The sequence below is a fragment of the Sphingopyxis sp. 22461 genome (assembly GCF_052044915.1).
Classification (GTDB): domain Bacteria; phylum Pseudomonadota; class Alphaproteobacteria; order Sphingomonadales; family Sphingomonadaceae; genus Sphingopyxis.
This window is the reverse complement of the sequence record NZ_JBQENY010000002.1, coordinates 141630-160511: the sequence shown is the minus strand read 5'-3', so window position 1 is coordinate 160511 and position 18882 is coordinate 141630. Positions and strand designations below refer to the sequence as shown.

Annotated in this window: 18 protein-coding genes and 1 tRNA gene; 10 read left to right on the top strand and 9 right to left on the bottom strand. The window is 64.9% G+C overall.

The window, feature by feature from the left end; translation table 11 throughout:
* Positions 1-34: 34 nt before the first annotated feature.
* Positions 35-673 carry a hypothetical protein gene (locus tag ACTJI5_RS03270; RefSeq protein WP_440859400.1) on the bottom strand — a complete coding sequence of 213 codons (639 nt, stop codon included), beginning with the start codon at positions 671-673 and terminating at the stop codon, positions 35-37.
* Between the two features lie 77 nt (positions 674-750).
* On the opposite strand from ACTJI5_RS03270, the gene ACTJI5_RS03265 reads away from it, so the two are divergent.
* Complete coding sequence (locus tag ACTJI5_RS03265) at positions 751-2346, top strand: peptide chain release factor 3 (RefSeq protein ID WP_439511684.1); 1596 nt, start codon at positions 751-753, stop codon at positions 2344-2346.
* Between the two features lie 25 nt (positions 2347-2371).
* Here the strand turns inward: ACTJI5_RS03265 and ACTJI5_RS03260 are convergent, their stop codons facing one another.
* Both ACTJI5_RS03260 and dinB read right to left on the bottom strand, forming a co-directional pair.
* Positions 2372-4225 carry a hypothetical protein gene (locus tag ACTJI5_RS03260; protein WP_440859399.1) on the bottom strand — a complete coding sequence of 618 codons (1854 nt, stop codon included), beginning with the start codon at positions 4223-4225 and terminating at the stop codon, positions 2372-2374.
* A 177-nt stretch (positions 4226-4402) separates the two neighbouring features.
* On the bottom strand, positions 4403-5539 hold the full coding sequence (dinB, locus tag ACTJI5_RS03255; protein WP_440859398.1) for a DNA polymerase IV: 1137 nt from the start codon (positions 5537-5539) through the stop codon (positions 4403-4405).
* Positions 5540-5640: 101 nt separating this feature from the next.
* On the opposite strand from dinB, the gene ACTJI5_RS03250 reads away from it, so the two are divergent.
* From ACTJI5_RS03250 to ACTJI5_RS03240, 3 genes are all read left to right on the top strand, one after another.
* Positions 5641-5714: transfer RNA gene (locus tag ACTJI5_RS03250), tRNA-Gly, on the top strand.
* A gap of 204 nt (positions 5715-5918) precedes the next feature.
* Positions 5919-6218, top strand: coding sequence for a hypothetical protein (locus ACTJI5_RS03245; RefSeq protein WP_037514816.1), 300 nt, complete (start codon positions 5919-5921; stop codon positions 6216-6218).
* Between the two features lie 88 nt (positions 6219-6306).
* Positions 6307-7056, top strand: a complete 750-nt coding sequence (locus tag ACTJI5_RS03240) for a hypothetical protein (protein ID WP_440859397.1) — start codon at positions 6307-6309, stop codon at positions 7054-7056.
* On the opposite strand, the gene ACTJI5_RS03235 is transcribed toward ACTJI5_RS03240, so the two are convergent.
* On the bottom strand, positions 6969-7472 hold the full coding sequence (locus tag ACTJI5_RS03235; protein ID WP_440859396.1) for an FKBP-type peptidyl-prolyl cis-trans isomerase: 504 nt from the start codon (positions 7470-7472) through the stop codon (positions 6969-6971). The genes ACTJI5_RS03240 and ACTJI5_RS03235 overlap by 88 nt on opposite strands.
* Before the next feature lie 238 nt (positions 7473-7710).
* On the opposite strand from ACTJI5_RS03235, the gene ACTJI5_RS03230 reads away from it, so the two are divergent.
* Positions 7711-7884, top strand: a complete 174-nt coding sequence (locus tag ACTJI5_RS03230; protein WP_037514818.1) for a DUF1328 domain-containing protein — start codon at positions 7711-7713, stop codon at positions 7882-7884.
* A 144-nt stretch (positions 7885-8028) separates the two neighbouring features.
* On the opposite strand, the gene ACTJI5_RS03225 is transcribed toward ACTJI5_RS03230, so the two are convergent.
* Complete coding sequence (locus ACTJI5_RS03225) at positions 8029-9846, bottom strand: DUF885 domain-containing protein (protein WP_440859395.1); 1818 nt, start codon at positions 9844-9846, stop codon at positions 8029-8031.
* A gap of 213 nt (positions 9847-10059) precedes the next feature.
* Between ACTJI5_RS03225 and ACTJI5_RS03220 the strand changes: the two genes are divergently transcribed.
* The 5 genes from ACTJI5_RS03220 to ACTJI5_RS03200 all read left to right on the top strand — a co-directional run bounded on the left by ACTJI5_RS03220 (position 10060) and on the right by ACTJI5_RS03200 (position 14355).
* The gene (locus ACTJI5_RS03220; protein ID WP_058536301.1) at positions 10060-10287 is read left to right on the top strand and encodes a hypothetical protein; all 228 of its coding nucleotides are present in this window, start codon (positions 10060-10062) and stop codon (positions 10285-10287) included.
* 175 nt (positions 10288-10462) lie between these two features.
* A complete protein-coding gene (locus ACTJI5_RS03215; protein WP_440859394.1) occupies positions 10463-11407 on the top strand; it encodes an alpha/beta hydrolase in 945 nt (314 codons plus the stop codon).
* Between the two features lie 132 nt (positions 11408-11539).
* Positions 11540-12130 (top strand): EF-hand domain-containing protein, encoded by a 591-nt coding sequence (locus tag ACTJI5_RS03210; RefSeq protein ID WP_440859393.1) that lies wholly within the window; start codon positions 11540-11542, stop codon positions 12128-12130.
* 141 nt (positions 12131-12271) lie between these two features.
* Positions 12272-13006, top strand: a complete 735-nt coding sequence (locus tag ACTJI5_RS03205; protein WP_056369508.1) for a response regulator — start codon at positions 12272-12274, stop codon at positions 13004-13006.
* Positions 13003-14355, top strand: a complete 1353-nt coding sequence (locus ACTJI5_RS03200; RefSeq protein WP_440859392.1) for an ATP-binding protein — start codon at positions 13003-13005, stop codon at positions 14353-14355. The genes ACTJI5_RS03205 and ACTJI5_RS03200 overlap by 4 nt, the downstream gene beginning before the upstream one ends.
* 81 nt (positions 14356-14436) lie before the next feature.
* Here ACTJI5_RS03200 and ACTJI5_RS03195 read toward each other — a convergent pair whose 3' ends face one another.
* From ACTJI5_RS03195 to ACTJI5_RS03180, 4 genes are all read right to left on the bottom strand, one after another.
* Positions 14437-15237: an acyl-CoA thioesterase gene (locus tag ACTJI5_RS03195; RefSeq protein WP_440859391.1), complete on the bottom strand. Its 801-nt coding sequence runs from the start codon at positions 15235-15237 to the stop codon at positions 14437-14439.
* Positions 15238-15244: 7 nt separating this feature from the next.
* A complete protein-coding gene (locus ACTJI5_RS03190) occupies positions 15245-16417 on the bottom strand; it encodes a saccharopine dehydrogenase family protein (RefSeq protein WP_440859390.1) in 1173 nt (390 codons plus the stop codon).
* A 71-nt stretch (positions 16418-16488) separates the two neighbouring features.
* Positions 16489-17001: a DoxX family protein gene (locus ACTJI5_RS03185; RefSeq protein WP_058800991.1), complete on the bottom strand. Its 513-nt coding sequence runs from the start codon at positions 16999-17001 to the stop codon at positions 16489-16491.
* A gap of 71 nt (positions 17002-17072) precedes the next feature.
* Positions 17073-18794, bottom strand: coding sequence for a cellulase family glycosylhydrolase (locus ACTJI5_RS03180; RefSeq protein ID WP_440859389.1), 1722 nt, complete (start codon positions 18792-18794; stop codon positions 17073-17075).
* Between the last annotated feature and the right edge of the window lie 88 nt (positions 18795-18882).

The window sequence follows — 18882 nt, the reverse complement described above, 5'->3', positions numbered from 1 at the left end:
CTCCACCCCCAAAGCGGTCACTTGAGCGATACAGCTACTCGCCGCCCAGACGCCGAAACCGCATATCGCCCTCGGCGCGGTGGAGGGTGAGCCCGCGTTCGGTCTTTTCGGCGCAGGCGCCCTCGAAATTCACGACGCCGATATCGTTGGGCTTGATGATGACGTGCAACTTGCCGCCATCGGCTTCGGCGAGAATGAAGCGCGGCGCGGTGATGCCGTAGATCGGTTCGCGCACCTCGATCCAGCGCGGGATGCGCCTGTCGTCCTCGGGCATCGTCCAGCCATAAACCTGGGTATAGTCTTCGGCGGGGTTGCCGCTATCGAAGCCGATCGTGAAATCGACGCCGGGGACGCCCTTGCCGCCCGGCCAGGTGACGAGCAGGGTGGGGACGGCGCCCTCCACCTCGATCAACGCGTCCTTCTCCATGGTGGGCGGTATGGGTTTCGGGTCGGTGGTGAGGCAGACCATGTCGCCGCGCGCTTCCCAGCGCCCCTCGGCCCGCTCGTCGAGCGCGCCCGCGGCGAGCATATATTGGAAGCGGCCGTCGTTGCGGATCAGCAGCCCACCGCCGACGTCGGGTCCTTCGGCAAGGCTATATTCGCCCACCCAGGGTGAATCCTGCGCCACGGCGGGGGCGGCGATCAGGGCGGCGGCGAGGAGCAGGGTTCGCATGAACCGATCATGCGTCCGCCGGGGCGCCGACGCCAGCCCCTTTCCACATGTCGCGCCACCTGCTAGGCGCCCGCGCCATGTCCCAGAAGCACCCCGACCGCCGTACCTTCGCCATCATCTCGCATCCTGACGCCGGTAAAACGACGCTGACCGAGAAATTGCTCGTCGCGGGCGGCGCGATCCATATCGCGGGCGAGGTCAAGGCGCGCGGACAGGCGCGGCGCGCTCGCTCCGACTGGATGAAGATCGAACAGCAGCGCGGGATTTCGGTGACCTCGTCGGTGATGACCTTCGAACATGCGGGGCTCGTCTTCAACCTGCTCGACACCCCGGGGCACGAGGATTTCAGCGAGGATACCTATCGCACCCTCACGGCCGTCGACAGCGCGGTGATGGTGATCGACGCCGCGAAGGGCATCGAGCCGCAGACGCTGAAGCTGTTCGAAGTGTGCCGCTTGCGTTCGGTGCCGATCATCACCTTCATCAACAAGGTCGATCGCGAGGGCCTGCCGCCGTTCGAATTGCTCGACGAGGTCGCCGACCGGCTCGCGCTCGACGTCTGCCCGATGAACTGGCCCGCGGGTATGGGCGGGCAGTTCGAGGGGATCTACGACCTCGCCGATCCCGCGATCATGCGGCCGGGCGGCGATGCGTCGCGCATGTACGAAGGCCACCGCGCGAAGGTCGCCGGGCTCGACGACCCCGCGCTCGCGGCGGAGCTTTCAGAGCGCGGGCTGGCGCACCTCAAGGAAGAAACCGAGCTGGCGTCGGCCTGCTATGCGCCGTTCGACGCCGCCGCTTACCGCGCTGGCGATCTGACCCCGGTCTATTTCGGATCGGCGCTCAAGGAATTCGGCGTCATCGACCTGCTTTCGGCGCTCGCGAACCACGCGCCGGGGCCGCAGCCGCAGCCCGCCGAGCCTGCGCCGGTGCAGCCGGGCGATGACGCGGTGACCGGCTTTGTGTTCAAGGTGCAGGCGAACATGAACCCCGCGCACCGCGACCGCATCGCATTCATGCGTCTGTGCTCGGGCAAGTTCGAACGCGGGATGCGGCTGATGCAGGGCGGGACGGGCAAGGCGATCGCGATCAGCCGCCCGATGCTGTTCCTCGCGCAGGACCGCGAGATGGCGGAGGAAGCGTTCCCCGGCGACATCATCGGCATTCCGAACCATGGCACGCTGCGCGTCGGCGATACGCTGTCGGAGCGCACCGACATCACGATCACCGGACTGCCGAACTTCGCCCCCGAACTGCTGCGCCGCGTCGCGCTCGTCGATCCGACGAAGACCAAGCAGCTGAGGAAAGCGCTCGACGACATGGCCGAGGAGGGGATCATCCAGGTCTTCTACCCCGAAATCGGGTCGAACATGATCGTCGGCGTCGTCGGCCAATTGCAGCTCGAAGTGCTGATCAGCCGCCTCGATGCCGAATATAAGGTCGAGGCAAAGCTTGAGCAGTCGCCGTGGGACACCGCACGCTGGATCGCGAGCGACGACGCCGCGGCGTTGAAGGCGTTCCAGGCCGACCATCGCGGCGCGAGCGCCACCGACCGCGACGGCGCGCCGGTGTTCATGGCGAAGGATGCGTGGGAGGTCGGCTATGTGACCCAGCGCCATCCGTCGATCCGGTTTACGGCGACCAAAGAACGGCGCTTCGCTCCGGCCGATTGATGCCGGGATCGAAGCGGGCGTCCATTCAGCCGGGTGTTGCCACGGGCGTTTCGACCACGGCATTACTCGCCGGAACCTGAACCGGAACCGGCGGATTGACGATCGTCTGGAAATTGGGGCGGTCACAGCCGTCGCCATTTTTCAGTGCCGCCAATTTGGTACGGATTTTCTCCCAATTGGTGGCGCCGACCTCGGCGGGCGGACCGATCCAGAAATGGCTCAGCACGGGTTTCGGGTTAGCTTGGCCCGGCGCAATCAGTTGCCCGGCAAATCCAAGCGCGATCACAATGACACGACCCTCGTTCATCAAGCCAAGGTGGACTGCGACCCCGTCGACGGGAGTATCGCCGGCGGGCGTGTCGGGAAAGGCAAAATCGGCGTTCCCGCCGGCGAGCGTCACGGCCCGGCAGCGCGCCACCGACAGGGCGGGAATACCGCTCATCAGACCGGCAAATTGCGCACGGGTGGCGACAGTGCCCTTGTTTCCGATAGCGGCGTCACCCAGCTTTGCCTTCAGAATATTGTCCATGTCATATATGGTGACGCCGCCGGCGACATATGCCGGCAGGGCGGTCTTATTCGCTCCGATCACGAACTGCTGGCTGTCGCCCGCGGCTGTCATCAGCGGGGCTTTGTCCTTGATCGGCTGATAGAGGTCGAAGGGTATCGAAAAGCGTTCGAGCGTATCGATGGCTTCGCGGGTCGTCAGGCATTTGATGTTGGCTATGTCGGCGGCGACCGCCGAATTGCGGGCATGGGCAAACAGGATGATGCGTGCATCGTCCGAAGAGACGCCCATGTTTGTCAACTGGATGAATGCCGGTGCGCATGCGGCGTCGAAACCCGCTGCGTTCCCTGCGTTATTGCTCTGCTCAGCCAGATTCTTGAATGCACCGCCCAGTTGTTTCCAACTTTTTCCGGCGTCTTCCTTCATTCCCGCTGGAATCGTGGCATCCAATATGGATGCAAGATCGTCGGCGTTCGACAGATTTGGATATTCGCGGTTGCCCGACAGCAGGCTGCCTTGATATTCCAAGCTAAATTCGAAACTGGCATATTGGGGTGCCGCATTCCCGCCCGGCGCGGACCACGACCAGGGAAATTTCTTGGGAAGGAAGCTGGTCGCAATGTCGGAATCAGCCGGCTTGACCACAAGCGGCCGCGAGAATGTGTAAGGGTCCCCGGCCGCTGTGGCGCCGGTAAGAACCGGTTTGCTATTTCCGAACAGGCTCAGTTCGGTTTGCGAGCGGATAGAGTATTTATCGCTTTGCGTGTCGCCGAAGAACAGATTGCCGACCGGACCGAGCAGGTTGGCGAAGGCTGATATGCCCGTCCAGAAGGCGGCCTTTCGCTCTTCATTTTCGGAAACGACCACCCAGGGCCGAAATTTAATCTCGGCTGCGATTGCCTGCGGCGTGCGGTGATCGATAGCGATCCAGGGACCGGCATATCGGTCGTTCGCTTGGTCGAAATAGGAAATTTCGAAGCGGCATGCTTTCTTGCCCGATCGCTTCCAGTGGAAAAGATTGACCTCCGCGGTCATTTCCTGACCGTCTTCGGATTTTCCGAGCGGCAAGATGGCGGCCATCCCGGCCTCGTATTTCGTCTCGAACAGTGTGTGCAGAAACTTATAGTCCGGAAGCTTCTCGAAGATGCTGTTGCAATTCTGGATATCGTCGACCGAAGGCTTTTTGTGAATGATAAGCCTGTAATATCCTGCGTTTATGCTCTTCTTTTTACGAGGGATGGCCACATCGTTCTGATCCGGCCAAAGCTTCTTTTTCATTTCTTGGAAAAAGTCGGCCGCCGCTGGCGGAAGAGGGGCTGCGGCGGACGCCGTGCCTGGAAACAATATTATGGGGCCGATCGCGGCGAGCAACCATCGCCGGTGCGGATATTGGTTTGTCCGCCGATGGAATCTAGATCCTTGCTTGCGCCACATAACTGCCCCCACAGTCATTCCACTAATGGATATGGTCTAGCCGGCTAAATCTGCTCTTGTCAAAGCGATCACCAACCAATTTGGCCGGATCAAGGTGAGAGCGCGTGGTAACTATTATCCGAGCAGACTCAAAAGATCGATTGTCGTCGCGGCGGCGGCGTCCTCCTCGTCATCCTCCTCGCCTTCGAACTTGCTCAGCGTGACGCCGAGCAGGCGGATTCCTTGTTCGGTGGGGAGCAGAGGCGCCAATATCGCTTCGCCCGCGGCGAGCAGCGAATTGCCGTCGAGGATCGGCGCGGCGACAGACTTCGCCCGCGTGATCGTGCGGAAATCGGCGTAGCGCAGCTTGAGCGTCACCGTGCGGCCGCGCGCGCCCTTCTTCGCCGCGCGGTCCCAAACGACGGTGCAGACATGCGCGAGCGCCTCGCGGATTTCGGTGTCGGTGATCAGGTCGTTGAAGAAGGTCCGTTCGCCGCCGAGCGATTTCAGCGGCCGGTTCGACTTGACGCGCCGATGATCGATCCCGCGCGCGAGATTATAGAGCCATTCGGCGCTGTTGCCGAAATGTGTCGCGAGCCACATCGGGTCTTTTTCCGCGAGGTCGGCGCCCGAAAAGACGCCGAGCCCCTCCATCTTCGCCGCGGTCACCGGGCCGATGCCGTGGAAGCGGCGGATCGACAGCGTCTGGACGAAGGCGGCGCCCTTGCCGGGCGGGATGATCGTGATGCCGTCGGGTTTGTTCTGGTCCGAGGCGAGCTTGGCGATGAATTTATTATAGGAGACGCCGGCCGAGGCGGTGAGGCCGGTTTCGGCGCGGATGCGCTGGCGGATCAGCTTTGCCGCCGCGGTCGCGCTGCCGAGCCCGGCCTTGTCGGCGCTGACGTCGAGATAGGCTTCGTCGAGCGACAACGGTTCGACCTCGTCGGCATAGTCGCGGAAAATTGCGCGAATCTGGTGCGAGATGTCGCGATAGACCTCGAAGCGCGGCGGGACGAAGATCAGGCCGGGGCACTGGCGCTTTGCGGTGATGCTGGGCATTGCCGAGCGGACGCCGAACTTGCGCGCTTCATAGCTGGCGGCGGCGACGACCCCGCGCCGCGACGAACCCCCAACCGCGACGGGTAGCCCACGCAGCGCGGGATCGTCGCGCTGTTCGACCGAGGCGTAAAAGGCATCCATATCGACATGGATGATCTTGCGGACGGGGGTGTCCGCGCCGTTATCGGGGCCATGATCGTCGCCGTCTTGCACGGCGCATCTTTAACATGTTGCCATGATGTTCTCAATGGCGCGCTTGACGAACCGCTTGACGCAAAGGTGGCAAAATGGCAATCGCCGCCGACCTTGGGAATGCGGGTATAGCATAGTGGTAATGCTCTAGCCTTCCAAGCTAGCTAGGCGGGTTCGATTCCCGCTACCCGCTCCACCAAAATCCTGCATCGATGACGCGATAAATCCCGGCTTCGGCTGGTCGCCGTTCGCGCCGGTCGGACCCCGGAACCCGCCGCAACATGCCGGCGTTATCCATCTGCCTGAACCGATGCACAGCCGGACAGAATCGCGTTGTTTGCGCGGCGTCGCTCGGCTTGGACCGGCCGGGTGGGGGGCTTTAACGATCAGGAGAATTCCTATGTCCCCGTCTCTGAAAAAACTGGCACCGGTGGTGGTTATTTTGGCCGGATCCCTGGGTTTGGGCGGCTGTGCGACCAAAGGCTTCGTGCGCGAGCAGGTCGCCGTTGTGAGCCAGCGCGTCGATGCGCTCGAAGCGCAATTGCAGGCGACCGACGCCACCGCGAAGCAGGCATTGACCGAAGCGCAGGCCGCATCGGGGCAGGCACAGAATAATGGCCAGCGCCTCGATCAGCTGAGCGGCCGCGTCGACGGCATCGAACAGCGCATGCAGGCGCAGCAGAAGCGGCCGCGCAATTGACGCCATATGGCGTCAAAAGCTGATCGACCGTGATTATCGGCGCCGTCGCCCGCGGGCGACGGCGCCCACTATTTGAGTGCATCGACCTATGATCAAAACCTTCGTGGCGCTTGCGGGATTCGCGCTGACCGTTCCGGTGTCCGCAGGATCGGCGGCGCAGGCCAGCGAGGCCGAAGCTGCGGATGCCGCAACTCGTTCGGAGGCGGCGACGCGGGTCGCCGATTGGGTTGCCGCCTCGGGCGACAACGCCGGCTTGCCGTACATCATCATCGACAAGCCCGCGGCGTCGCTGTTCCTGTTCGATGCGAAGGGGAAATTCCTCGGCCGGGCACCGGTCCTGATCGGCGTTGCGCTCGGCGACGAGGCCACCCCCGGGATCGGATCGAAGGATCTTGCCGAGATTGGCCCCGCCGAGCGAACCACGCCCGCCGGGCGCTTCCTGGCGAAATTCGGGATGGCGGCGGGGCGGCAGAGGGTGCTCTGGGTCGATTATGCCACGTCGGTGGCGCTCCACCCGATCCCAAAGGGCAGCCAGAAGGAACGCCGCCGCCAGCGGATGTTGTCGCCCGGCATCGACGACAACCGCATTACATTCGGATGCATCAACGTCCCGCTGGCGCTCTACAACAAGAGCGTTCGCCCGCTTTTCCAGAAGAAGGGCGGATATGTCTATGTGCTGCCCGACACCAAGCCGCTCGAGGCGGTCTTTCCGCGCCTGCACGTCCAGCCCCGCCCCGGCGCCCCGAAAGATTATCCGGCCGGTTCGACGCCGAGCAGCTCGACCGTGAACAGCAAGGTCGCGCCGCCGGGGATCGGACCCTTGCCGACGGGGCCATAGGCGAGCTGCCAGGGGATCGCGAATTCGACCTTGTCGCCGACGCCCATCAACTGCACGCCTTCCTGCCAACCGTCGATGACACGATTCAATGGAAAGCTCGTCGGTTCGCCGCGCCGCACCGAGCTGTCGAATTCGCGGCCGTCGGCAAAGGTGCCGACATAATGAACGGTGACGTTATCGGCCGGGCCGGGGTGCGCGCCGCTGCCATCGCCCGCGATCCGGCGCCAGCGCAGTCCGCTCGGCGTCACGCGCCAGCCGTCGGCGCCGTGACGCTCGGCGAGTGCCGCCATCTGCTTGTTGAGATAGGCGGTGCCCTCGGTGGACGGCGTTTCGCCCTGCTGGGCGGTGGCGGACGCCGGAATGCAGCAGCCCAATGCGGCCGCCGCGAGCAGCCGGTTCAAAGACGTTATGTGCATGAAAACTCCCTCGATCGTTGCACGCATAAACGCACCGCGGGCCGAATAGGCAAGAGCCTATCGGTCGGAAGGTGCGGGAGCGGCAGGAACCTTCATCGGCATCCGTCGTTTCACCTTCGTACACATCAATCAGAGACTTGATACGCGGCCACCGGCCGTTTCGTCTTTCGAAAACCCGTTTCGCGGGCTTTCGAAACCGGTGCCGTGTGTCCTGCTCTGCAATCGAAGGAGACGTCCGATGTTCAAATGGGCTTTGATCTTTGCAGTGATCGCGCTGGTCGCGGCGGTGCTTGGCTTTGGCGGCGTTGCAGGCACCGCGGCGGGGATCGCCAAGATCCTGTTCTTCGTCGGCCTTGCGCTCGTTGTCCTGTTCCTGATCCTCGGATCGGCCGCGGCGCGAAAGATCACGTAAAAAAATCGAGCGCCGCGGGAACCAAATCGAGCCTGCGGCGTTTCACCCATCTACTAGATCGAAAGAGAAGGTAGAATCTGGTTCCTGTCTTCGGACGGAACCTAGGGAGCCCCGCCGCAGAAATGCGACGGGGCTTACCTGTTTCTAGGCTGGAAATGCCGCGTGAACGCGGCGTTCGAGCACCGCGAGCGGGATGCGCCCGGCGCCCAGCACCACGTCGTGGAAACGCTTGATGTCATAGCCCCGCCGCCGCGATACCTCGTCGCGCACGCGGCTGATCGCGATCTGCCCAACCTTGTAGGCGCAGGCCTGTCCCGGATAGACGATATAGCGGTCGATCTCGGTGCGCGATGCGCTCGGCGAGTTCGACGAATTCTGGGTCATATAATCGATCGCCTGTTCGCGGCTCCACCCCATCGCATGGATGCCCGTGTCGACGACGAGACGCGACGCGCGAAACGCGTAAGAGGCGAGGTAGCCGATCTTGCCGAGCGGATCGTCTTCATACATGCCGAGTTCGTCGGCGACCTGTTCGGCGTAGAGGCCCCAGCCTTCGCCATAGGCGGTGACCGACGCCGCCTGCCGATAGAGCGGCAGTTCGGCGTCTTCATATTTCAACGCACCCTCGAACAGATGCCCCGGCGCGCCCTCGTGATAGGCGAGGGTCGGCAGGGTGTAGCGCGGCCATTCGGCGGTATCGCGCAGGTTGATGAAAAAGATGCCGGGGCGCGAGCCATCGGGGGTTCCCGCCTGCGCCGACCCGCCCGGCGCACCGATCTCGATTTCGGGTGGGACGCGGCGGATTTCATAGGGGGCCTTGGGAATGCGGCTGAACACCCGGGGCAGGCGCCCGCGAATCTTGACGAGCAGGCCGTTGAGATAGGCGAGCATCTCGGCACGGCCGGTGTCGTCATTGGCGAACAACTGACCCTCGGCCTTGCCGAGCGCGTTCAGCCGGTCGCGGATGCTGCCGTCCTTATAGCCCTGCGCTTTCAGCAGCACATCCATCCGCGATGTCAGGTCGGCGACCTGCTCGCGGCCGATGCGATGGATTTCGGCGGCGCTGAGGCTGGTCGTCGTATGCTGTGCGAGCGTCGCGGCGTAATAGGCCGCGCCATCGGGAAGGCGCGCGACCCCGGCGTCGGTGCCGGCACGCGGGAGCAACGCGGTCAGCGTGTCGATCTGGCGGGTGAGCGCGGCGCGGATTGGACCCTCGAAAACCTTCGCGGCGCTCTCGCCATATCCCGAAAGGCCCAGCGCGGCGCTGCGTTTGGCGATCGAGGCGACGAGCGTTTTGCCGCCGACGTCGCCGTCGCGGAGGCGTGCGAGTTGTTGCAGCGCCTGGTCGAGGATGAAGCGCGGTGCGACGACGCCCATTGCGGCATTCGCCTTTACGATTTCGGTGTCCGCGTCGAGCAGCGTCGGGATCGCTTGAAGTCGCGTCATATAGGCGTCGGCGTCGGCCTTAGTCGTCACGGGGTGCTGGCTGTCGAGGAAGGTGCTGACCCCCGTGTAAAATCCGCCGAGCTGGGTGACGCCATAAGGTCCGGGGCGGTGGCCGAAGCCGCCCGTATGATAGGTGAAACGGGCAAGCCGCTGGCGCGTGACGAGGTCGAATTCGGCGCTGTCATGCGCGATGCGCGCGGCATCGCCGAGCGTCTCGCCCTTGATCGCGCGCACGGCGGCAAGGTCGCTGTCGATCTGGCGCGTTCGCGCGGCACGCGCAGCGGGCGACCAGTCGGGGAATTGCGCGCGGAGGGCGGCGCGGACGCCCGTGTCGATACCGAGCGACGTGGCGCGGGTCGGGTCGTCGCGCAGGCCTTGCTCGAATTGCGCGGAGAGCAGCGCGTCGAGGCGGGCGTCGCCGCTTTCTTTTGCGGTGGCGGGCCCCGCGACGCTGGCGACGGCGAAGCCGCCAATCCCGGCGAGGACGGTCCGTCGATCGGGCACAATGTCGGTCATGCGATTCTCCCCTGTTCGTTTCGCCAAGCGTAGGAGCGCGCCGTTATCGGCGCAACATGCTGACGCAATTGCGAAACTTTTGGCCGCTGCGTCGTCAGCCGATCGGCTGACTCGTCCGCCTTTCACGATGAACAGCCATTAAAACGCATCCATCGCCCGGAAGGTGCGTTGGTCAGTTTCGGTCGGGATACCCCCGGGTGGATGGAGAATGACATGAGCATACTCAAAAAGGCAGCAATCTCTTTTGCGGCGTTATCGATGATCGCGGCGCCTGTTGCGGCGTCGGCGGCGGGCGTGTCCCGCGCAGCTTCGGCGGCCGGAGGTGAAAACGAACTCGAAGGCAATTCGAGCTGGATCATCGGGCTTGTCGGCCTGCTCGTCGGCATTGGCGCGATCATCCTGGTCGCCGACAAGGACGACGATTCCCCCGTAAGCCCATAGGGTCATATTCGCGGGAGGGCGGCCGGACCGGCTCGGGCTGCCCTCTTGCAACGCTCTATCGCTCTGCCGCGCGGCATGAACGGCCGACCTGTTCGGCCGCGCGGTGCCATTGCCAGCCGGTCGCTGATTGCGGATTGGCGGGCCGTGAGGGATGGGCGGTGGAGATTCGGCAGCGATGGCAAGGGGATATAGGGCGGCGGCCTTGGGCGTGGCGCTGCTTGGGGGATGTAGCGGTGCAGCTACAGGACATGCCGACGGCAAGACAGCCGCGGCGCAGGTCGTTCAGGAAGGGCAGGGGAAGCCCTATGCCCTGCTGGGCAGCGAGGTCTGGGACGTGCCTGACCCGGTTTCGGGCCGCGGTTATCAGGTCTTCGTCAGCCTTCCGTCTTCTTATGCAAAGGATCCACAGCGCGCCTATCCGGTGCTCTACGTCACCGACGCCGACTATGCCTTTCCGGTCGTCCGGCAGATTGCGCGGCGATTGAACGTCGAGGGCCCGAAAGTGCAGGAGTTCATTCTGGTCGGATTGTCCTATGCCAAGGGCGACGATCCGGTGCGGAGCCGGCGGCGTGACTATACCCCGACCGCCGAAGGGCCGAGCGACGCGCCGGCCGACGCGGTCCACGGCGGGGGCGCGGCGTACCAGACCTATTTGCGCGATCAGGTTCTGCCTTTTGTTGCGCGCCGCTATCGAACCGATCCCCGGCAAAAGCTGTTTCTCGGCCATTCCTACGGTGCCCTTCTGGGGACACAGATATTGTTCACCGAACCCGAAATGTTCAGCGGCTATATTCTGGGAAGCCCGTCGCTTTGGTACGGCAAGCGGCATATGTTCGCGCTGGAAAAGGCCTATGCGGCGGCACACCGCGACATGCCGGCGAAAGTCTATGTCTATACCGGCGAATATGAAGCGGCGCGCGCCGCCGATCCGCGCTTCAACAAGCGCGTGGATATGGTTGGGGATAGCGATGCGCTGGTCGAAACGCTGAAACGGCGCGCCTATCCGGGGCTGCAAATCCGGGCGGACGTGCTGAATGACGAGGACCATGTGTCGGTGGCGCCGCGCGGCTTCACAAAGGGGATGACTTATCTGCTCCCGGTGCCGCTTGCGGCGAAATGAACGGCGCGCCGGTTTTGCGACAATTTGCGACAATTTTCCGTCGATCCGGCACGTCGCTGGGACAAACCGCGCCTAGAACGGCTTCATCGGGTTCCGGCTCTTTCCCGGAAGGCCCATGAAGGAGTTCGTTACGTGAACAAGAAAATCTCGCTCTTTACGCTCGCCGCCGCATTGGTGGCCGTGCCCGTTCTCGCCGCGCCCGGCGCCGACGGCAATGCCGTGCAGACGCGCGCCGACGCGCAGGCCCGGGCCACGCAGATGTTCGCCAAAATGGACGCGAACAAGGACGGCAAGCTCGACGCTACCGACCGCACCGCGCAGCGTGCCGAGCGGCAGGCGAAAATCTTCGCCAGCCTCGACGCCGACGGCAATGGCAGCATCAGCAAGGCCGAATGGGACAAGCATGGCGCCGATCGCGCCGCCAAGCGCGCCGAACGCGGTGAAAAGCGTGCCGAATCCGGCGAAGCCGGCGAAGGCAAGCGCCACGGCATGCGTGGCGGTCATGGCAAGCGCGGTGGCCATCACGGTATGATGATGGGCAAGGCCGATACCGATGGCGACAAGGCGATCAGTCAGGCCGAGTTCCAGACCGCCGCGCTGGCGCGCTTCGACGCCGCCGACGCGAACAAGGATGGTCAGGTCACCGCCGAGGAACGCCAGGCCCAGCGCGGCGCATGGCGCGCCAAGCGCGGTGCGGCTCCGGCTGCTCCCGCGAACCAGTAAGCATTTGGCAGGGGCCCGGCGGCAAAGCGTAGGGCCTTCCTCCCCTCCCGGCATTGCCTTTGTTGCCGGTCCCTGTCAGCTATCGCCCATCGGCCGCCCCCGGCCGGTGGGCGAACTAGCATTTCTTTTGACGGAAACCCGATGACCGATAGCGACACGCCCCGCATCCTGCTGATCGACGACGAGCCGTCGATCCGCGAGCCGCTGGGCGAATATCTGACCGCGCAGGGCTTTGCGGTGACCGATGTCGCGAGCGCCGCCGAGGCGCGATCGGTGCTGCGTGCGCAGGGCGTCGATCTGGTCGTCAGCGACATCATGATGCCCGGCGAGGACGGCCTGTCGCTGACCCGCCATTTGCGCGAGACGAGCAGCATTCCCGTCATCCTGCTGACCGCGCGCGCCGAGGATACCGAGCGGATCATCGGGCTGGAGATCGGCGCCGACGATTATGTCGTCAAACCCTTCAACCCCCGCGAGCTGGTCGCGCGCATCCGCACCGTGCTGCGCCGGACGCAGCAGGGCGGGCGCGCGCTCGATCCGGGCGGGACCTATTATGCCTTTGGCGACTGGGTGCTGCGCGAAGTCGAGCGCGTGCTGGTCGATGGCGAAGGCAATGAGGTCGCGCTGTCGTCGGGCGAATATCATTTGCTCCACGCGCTGGTCCGCCATCCGCGGCAGGTGATGAGCCGCGACCGCCTGCTCGACATGGTGCGCGGGCGCGAGGCCGATATCTTCGACCGCGCGATCGACAATCTGGTCAGCCGGCTGCGCAAGAAGATCGAGGTCGACGCCGCGCATCCGCAGATCGTCAAGACGGTGTGGGGCGGGGGCTATACGCTGGCGTGCGAGGTCAAGCGGATGGGCCCGGCGGCGTGAAACTGCGGTTGTGGCCCAAAAGCCTTGTCGGCCAGCTCGTTTTTGCGGTCGCGGTGATGCTGTTCGTCGCGCAGGCGATCAATTTCGTGCTGCTGTCGCGCGGGATGCGGCAGCAGACGCTGGCGCACGGCGGCGGCATGGCCGTCGCGCGGATCATCGATGCGATCGAGCGCGACCGGCGTGGTGACTTCAGGCCGCCCCGCAACGAACGCGAGCGGCACGAGGCGCGCGAGCGTGCGCAGAAACTCGTGATCTCCGATCATCTCCCGCCGATGCCCGTCGGCGCCGTCCGGGTGCCCGACCTTGCGGCTTATGTCGAAGGCCTGCTCGGCGAGACCAATGTGCCTGCCGCGATGGTCGACGCGTGGGCGCTCCCGCCGCGCGAACGGCAGCGGCTGCGCCGGCCCGCCTTTCCCGACCGTGCCGTCATCGTCGTCGCGAAGGTCGACGGGCGCTATTTTGCGGTGCGCACGCGGATCGCGGCGGGGGGCAATCGGCTGCAGGGTTTCCTCGTCTGGCAGACGCTGTCGCTCTATCTGTTGCTGCTGGTTCCGATCATGCTGATCGCGTGGCGCGCGGCGCGGCCGTTGCGCGACCTGACGCGCGCGGCGCGCGCCAATCCGGCGCTGCGCGATGCCGAGCCGCTCGAGGAAGAGGGGCCGTCGGATGTGCGCGAGCTGATCGGCGCGTTCAACGCCTATCGCGGCCGTATTTCGACGATGCTGTCGGACAAGGACCGGATGCTTGGCGCCGTCGGCCACGATTTGCGCACCCCGCTCGCCAGCCTGCGCGTGCGCGTCGAGCAGGTCGAGGACGAGACGCTGCGCGACAAGATGATCGCGAGCATCGAGGAAATGACCGCGATGCTGAGCGACATTTTGGCGCTGGCGCGGTCGGGCGCGGGAACCGAGGCGCGCGAGCGTATCCCGCTGCGCGAATTGGTCGGCGAACTCGCCGCCGATTATCAGGAGCGCGGCAAGGATGTCGAAATCGGCGATATTGCCGACGCCGCCGTGCTGGCGCGGCCGATGCTGCTCAAGCGCGCGCTGCGCAATCTTGCCGACAATGCCATTGCCTATGGCTCGCGGGCGCGGTTGTCGGTTGTGACCGACGGCGGGCAGGCGCAGATTATCGTATCGGACGACGGTCCCGGTCTGACCGACGAGCAGATCAAGACGCTGATCGAGCCTTTTGCGCGCGGCGAGCAATCGCGCAACCGCGCGACCGGCGGCGCCGGGCTGGGGCTGTCGATCGCACGCGATATCGCCGAGGGCGAGGGCGGGTCGCTGGCGCTGAGCAATCGTGCCGACGGCGGGCTCGATGCGGTGATTACGCTGCCGGCCGTTTAACCGTCATCCCAGCGAAAGCTGGGATCTCTATCGTCCGGGCGGGCCGCCCGAGATCCCAGCTTTCGCTGGGATGACGAATGATCAAGCGTAGATCGCGATCGCCTGACTGCCGCTGAGGATCGGTTCGCCGGCGCGGTTCCACAGCATCATGTCCTGCACCGACAGGCCGTGGCGCGCATAGCCGGTCTTCGCCGACAGCAGCCACCAGCCGTCGTCGGTGGCCGGCGCGCCGGTTAGCATATTGACCGTCCAGTTCATCGAGCTGATCGGCCCGAATTCGCTGAACAGCGCCATCGCGGCGGGGGGCAGGGCGTCGCCCATCGCGAGCAGCGCGACCGCGGGATGGCATGCGGGCTCCTGGGCGAAACGGACCCAGGTCAGATATTCGCCGACATCGCTTTTCCACCCGAAGCGCGGGCCGGTGGTCGGGCGCATGTCGAAATGGCGCGTGAAAGGCGGCCGCGCGTGATGATTGGGCACCGGCGCCAGCGTCTCGGGGTCGGGCGCGTCGGGCACCGACAGGCGATCATGGTCGAGGTGGCTCTTGCGGTCGCCTGAAAAGGCGAAGACCGCAGCGGTGCCGAAGCCCTGATCGCTCGACACGCCGGCGTCGATGAACAGCGAAGATTTCGACTGGCGCAGCACGCGCGTTTCGACGGTGCAATCGCCGCCGACGGGGCCGACGAAGCTGATCTGCGCATAACGCAGCGGCGTGTCGGTCGGGTGGAGCGCCATCGTGCCCGCGAGCGCGACCGCCGAGCTGATCCCGCCATAGGCGGTGCGCCCCTGCATCCATCCTTCGTCGATATGCGCCTTCGCCACGCCCTCTTCGGTGCGCAGCGTCGAAAGCAGCGCGTCGAGCGCGCTGGGAGAGGTCGTCATTGGTCTCTTATTCCTCGATCTGGAAAGTCAGGCCTGCGTTGGCCGTCAGCCGTTCGATCAGCGCGTCGCCGAGCAGTGCGCCCGGGGTCCAGACGCCGCCTTTGCCTTTGTTCGCAAGCAGCGCGATGCCCGTTTCGGCGAGCATCTTCGACGTCGAGCCATAGCCCGGGTCGCGGTCGCCCTGAACGCTCGCGCGCACGGTGGTGCCGTCGGGATATTCGCCGATGAAGAGGATGTCGTAAAAGCCGTTCTCGCGCGCTTCCTTGCTCGGGCCTTCGCCGGGCTGGAGCGTCGACTCGCCAAAGGGATTCGCCTTCGCCATCGCTTCGGCCATCGCCTTTCCGGCGTCGCCGATCGTCGTCATCACCATCTCGTCGTACACAAGGTCTTCGCCCCACTTATGGCCGAGCAGGAAGTTGGTGCGGTGGACATTCTTGGTGTTGATCGGCGCCATCACGAAGGGGGCGGTCCAGGTGCCCGTCGCGCTGTCATATTCGGGGATCAGCCCGGTCGGCTGCGACGGGCCTTCGAAACCGGGGGTCAGCGCAAAGCTCGACTTGAGCAGCAGTGCGAGCGAGGGCTTTTTCGCGATCGCCTTCAGCGTTTCGGTAAGGCTCGCGATCGTGCCGCCCGACGCGCCGCCCGCCATCTTGCGGACGCGGCCCTTGACGCGCGGTGCGGGCTTGCCGTGGCGTTTGATCGCTTCGGCCTGCAGGAAATGGACGCCGAGGTCGAACGGGATGCTATCGAAGCCGCAGCTGAAGGTGATGCGCGCGCCCGACGCCTTGGCCGCGGCTTCATGCTCGTCGATCATCTCGCGCATCCAGCCGGGCTCGCCGCAAAGATCGGCGTAGGCGGTGCCCGCCTTGACGCATGCGGCGACGAGCTCGCTCCCGTAAAGCTGGTACGGGCCGACGGTGGTCAGGATAACCTCGGCGCGCGCCGCCATGGCATCGAGGCTGGCGGGGTCGCTCGCATCGGCGACGACGAGCGGGGTGTCCTGCGGCGCGCCGATCAGATCGCGGACCTCGGCAAGCTTGTCGGCGCTGCGCCCCGCCATCGCCCATTTCGGCGCGTCCTTGCGGCCCGCATAATGGGCGGCAAGATACTCGGCGACGAGGCGCCCGGTGAAGCCGGTCGCGCCATAGACGATGATGTCGAACTCGCGGGTCCCCGCCATGGCCATTCTCCCTTTACGTAAACGTTAAGTGGAGGCTAGCGCAGGCGGGGAAGCTTGCCAAGCGCGAAGGTCTAGCGGCGCCAGAAGGGGCGTTTTTCCACCGCGACGGGCGTCCCGATCGCCTCGGCGCGGCCCTCGGCGCGTGCGGCGCGCAGTTCGGCTTCGCTCGCATGCTGCTCGGCCCGATGCGTGGCCAACTCGTCGCGGCGGCGCTGGCGCAGCGCGTCATAGCTCCAGCGTGTGTGGCCATAGCCAAAGAGACAGAGCAGGCCGCCGGCGATCGCCAGATTCTTCATCGCCGCCATCGCCTGCACCGGGTCGGTGAACTCGCGGTGGAAGAAGAGGATCGTGGCGAGAACAAAACCCGCGAGCAGGATCGACACGAGGCGCACCGCGATACCGAGCGCGATGCAGATGCCCGCGATCAGTTCGAAGAGGCCGACGGGGATGGCGAGCCCCCCGGGCAGGCCGGAGGTCGCGATCATCGCGGTGGTGTCGGACACATGGATCAGCTTGTTGATCCCCGACACAATGAAAATCAAGGCAATGAACAGGCGGCCGATGAAGACGGCGATCATGGACATGGGCATTCCTTCCCTAGCGCGCCCCGTCCGCTTGTGCAGACAGGACGCTTGGGAGGACGATGGGTTCCGGCCTAGCGCGGGGTGAAGATCAGTTCGGCGACCTCGCAGTCGCTGCAATCGATGGCGCGGAGGGTGGCGGCGCCGGGCCCGGCGGGCAGGTCGACGTCGGCGAGCTTGACGGCCTGCCATGCGGTGCCCGCGGGAATGGCGATGCCGCGCTCGTCGATGCCGATGCGGCCGCCCTTGGCCGAGCGCACGCGCGCGGTGACGGTCCAGCGGCCCGCCTTCGCGACCTCGGCGCTGTAGCGCATCCATTCGCCCGTCACGAAGTCGCTGACATAGGGCTTGCCGTCCGGCTCGCGTGCGATGTCGACGCCGTCGTTGCGGTAGGTCGTGCCATTGTTCCACGGCGTCCGCTCGCCGCCGGTCGCGACATGAAAATTGGCGTCGACGCTGTCGTGATAGGCGACGCCCGGCGGGCCGAGGTCGTAATCGGCGGCGGCGATGGTGAGGGGTTTTGCGCCCAAGGTGCGCTTCGCGAAGGGCCGAGAACTCGCATCGCGCGGCTGGCGGAACATCGCGTCGATGACGTCGGGTTTCGGGATATTCTTCTCGAAGCGGGTGTTTTCGGCGAGCTGCATCATCGCGGCGAAGGCTGCATCGGCTTCGGGTTTCGGTCCCTTGCCGGTCATCCAGGCTACGATGTTCATCCAGCCGTCGCCCGCGACGATCTCGAGCGGCTGGTTGAAGCCGATTTTCTTGAGCGGCCAGAAATTCCAGCCGATGCCGTCGCCCTCGACGAGCGCGATAGCGTCGCGATACCAGCCATTGCTGTTTTCGCCCGACTCGCCGAGCCAGATCGGGCGGTTATAGCTCGTGCGCAGCGCCTTGATCTCGGCGATGCTCGCTTCGTCGTTGCGGTTCCAATATTTGTGGAAGCTCAGCATCATATTGGCGTCCCACGCGGGCGGCAGGCCCTTGTAATTATTGCCCCAGCAATTGCCCTCGATGATCACGATATGCCGCTTGTCGACCTTGCGGATCGCCGCGGAGATGCGCCGCTGCAGGCTCCAGACCGCCTTGTTTTCGGTCTCGTCGCAGCCGTTGCCCTTGCCGGGGGTCGCGAAGCTCCAATTGGGCTCGTTGATCAGGTCATAGGCGCCGATCCACGGCTCATCCTTGTAGCGCGCGGCGAGCTTGGTCCACAGCATCACGGTCTTCCGCTGGTTTTCCTCGCTCTGCCAGAGCGACGGCTTGGTCGGGTCGCGGTCGGAGATGGCGAGGTCGTTGCCCTGACCGCCGGGCGCGGCGTGGAGATCGAGGATCAGGTAGATGCTGTTCGCCTTGCTCCACGCGAGCAGGCGGTCGATGCGCTGGAAACCCTCCTCGTGCCACGTGTCCTCACCGGCTTTGGGTTCCTTGTCGGCGGGCAGGGTGAGCTGGTCGAAATGGATCGGCAGCCGCACCGAGTTGAAGCCCCATTTCGCCATCGCGGCGATATCAGCCTCGGTCGTGTGATTGTCGAGCCAGGCGCGGTAGAAGGCCGCGGTGCGCTCTTCGCCGACGAGTTCGACAAGTTTCGCGCGGATTTTATGCTGCTGCCCGACCTCGCCGAGTTTCAGCATATAGCCTTCCTGCAGCATCCAGCCGCCGAGTCCCATGCCGCGCAGGATGACGGGTTTGCCCGATCCGTCGACGATCTCGGTGCCCTCGACCTTCAGAAAGCCTTCGGCGTGCGCGGTGGTCGAGGAAAGCGATGCGGCGAGCGCGATTGCGACGGTGCGGAAGTTCATGACCTCATCCCATGTTTTGATTTATGGGAACGTTATCAATTTTCGTCGGAAGAGCAAGCGCGACGCCCCATTTCTCCGCTCTCTCCGT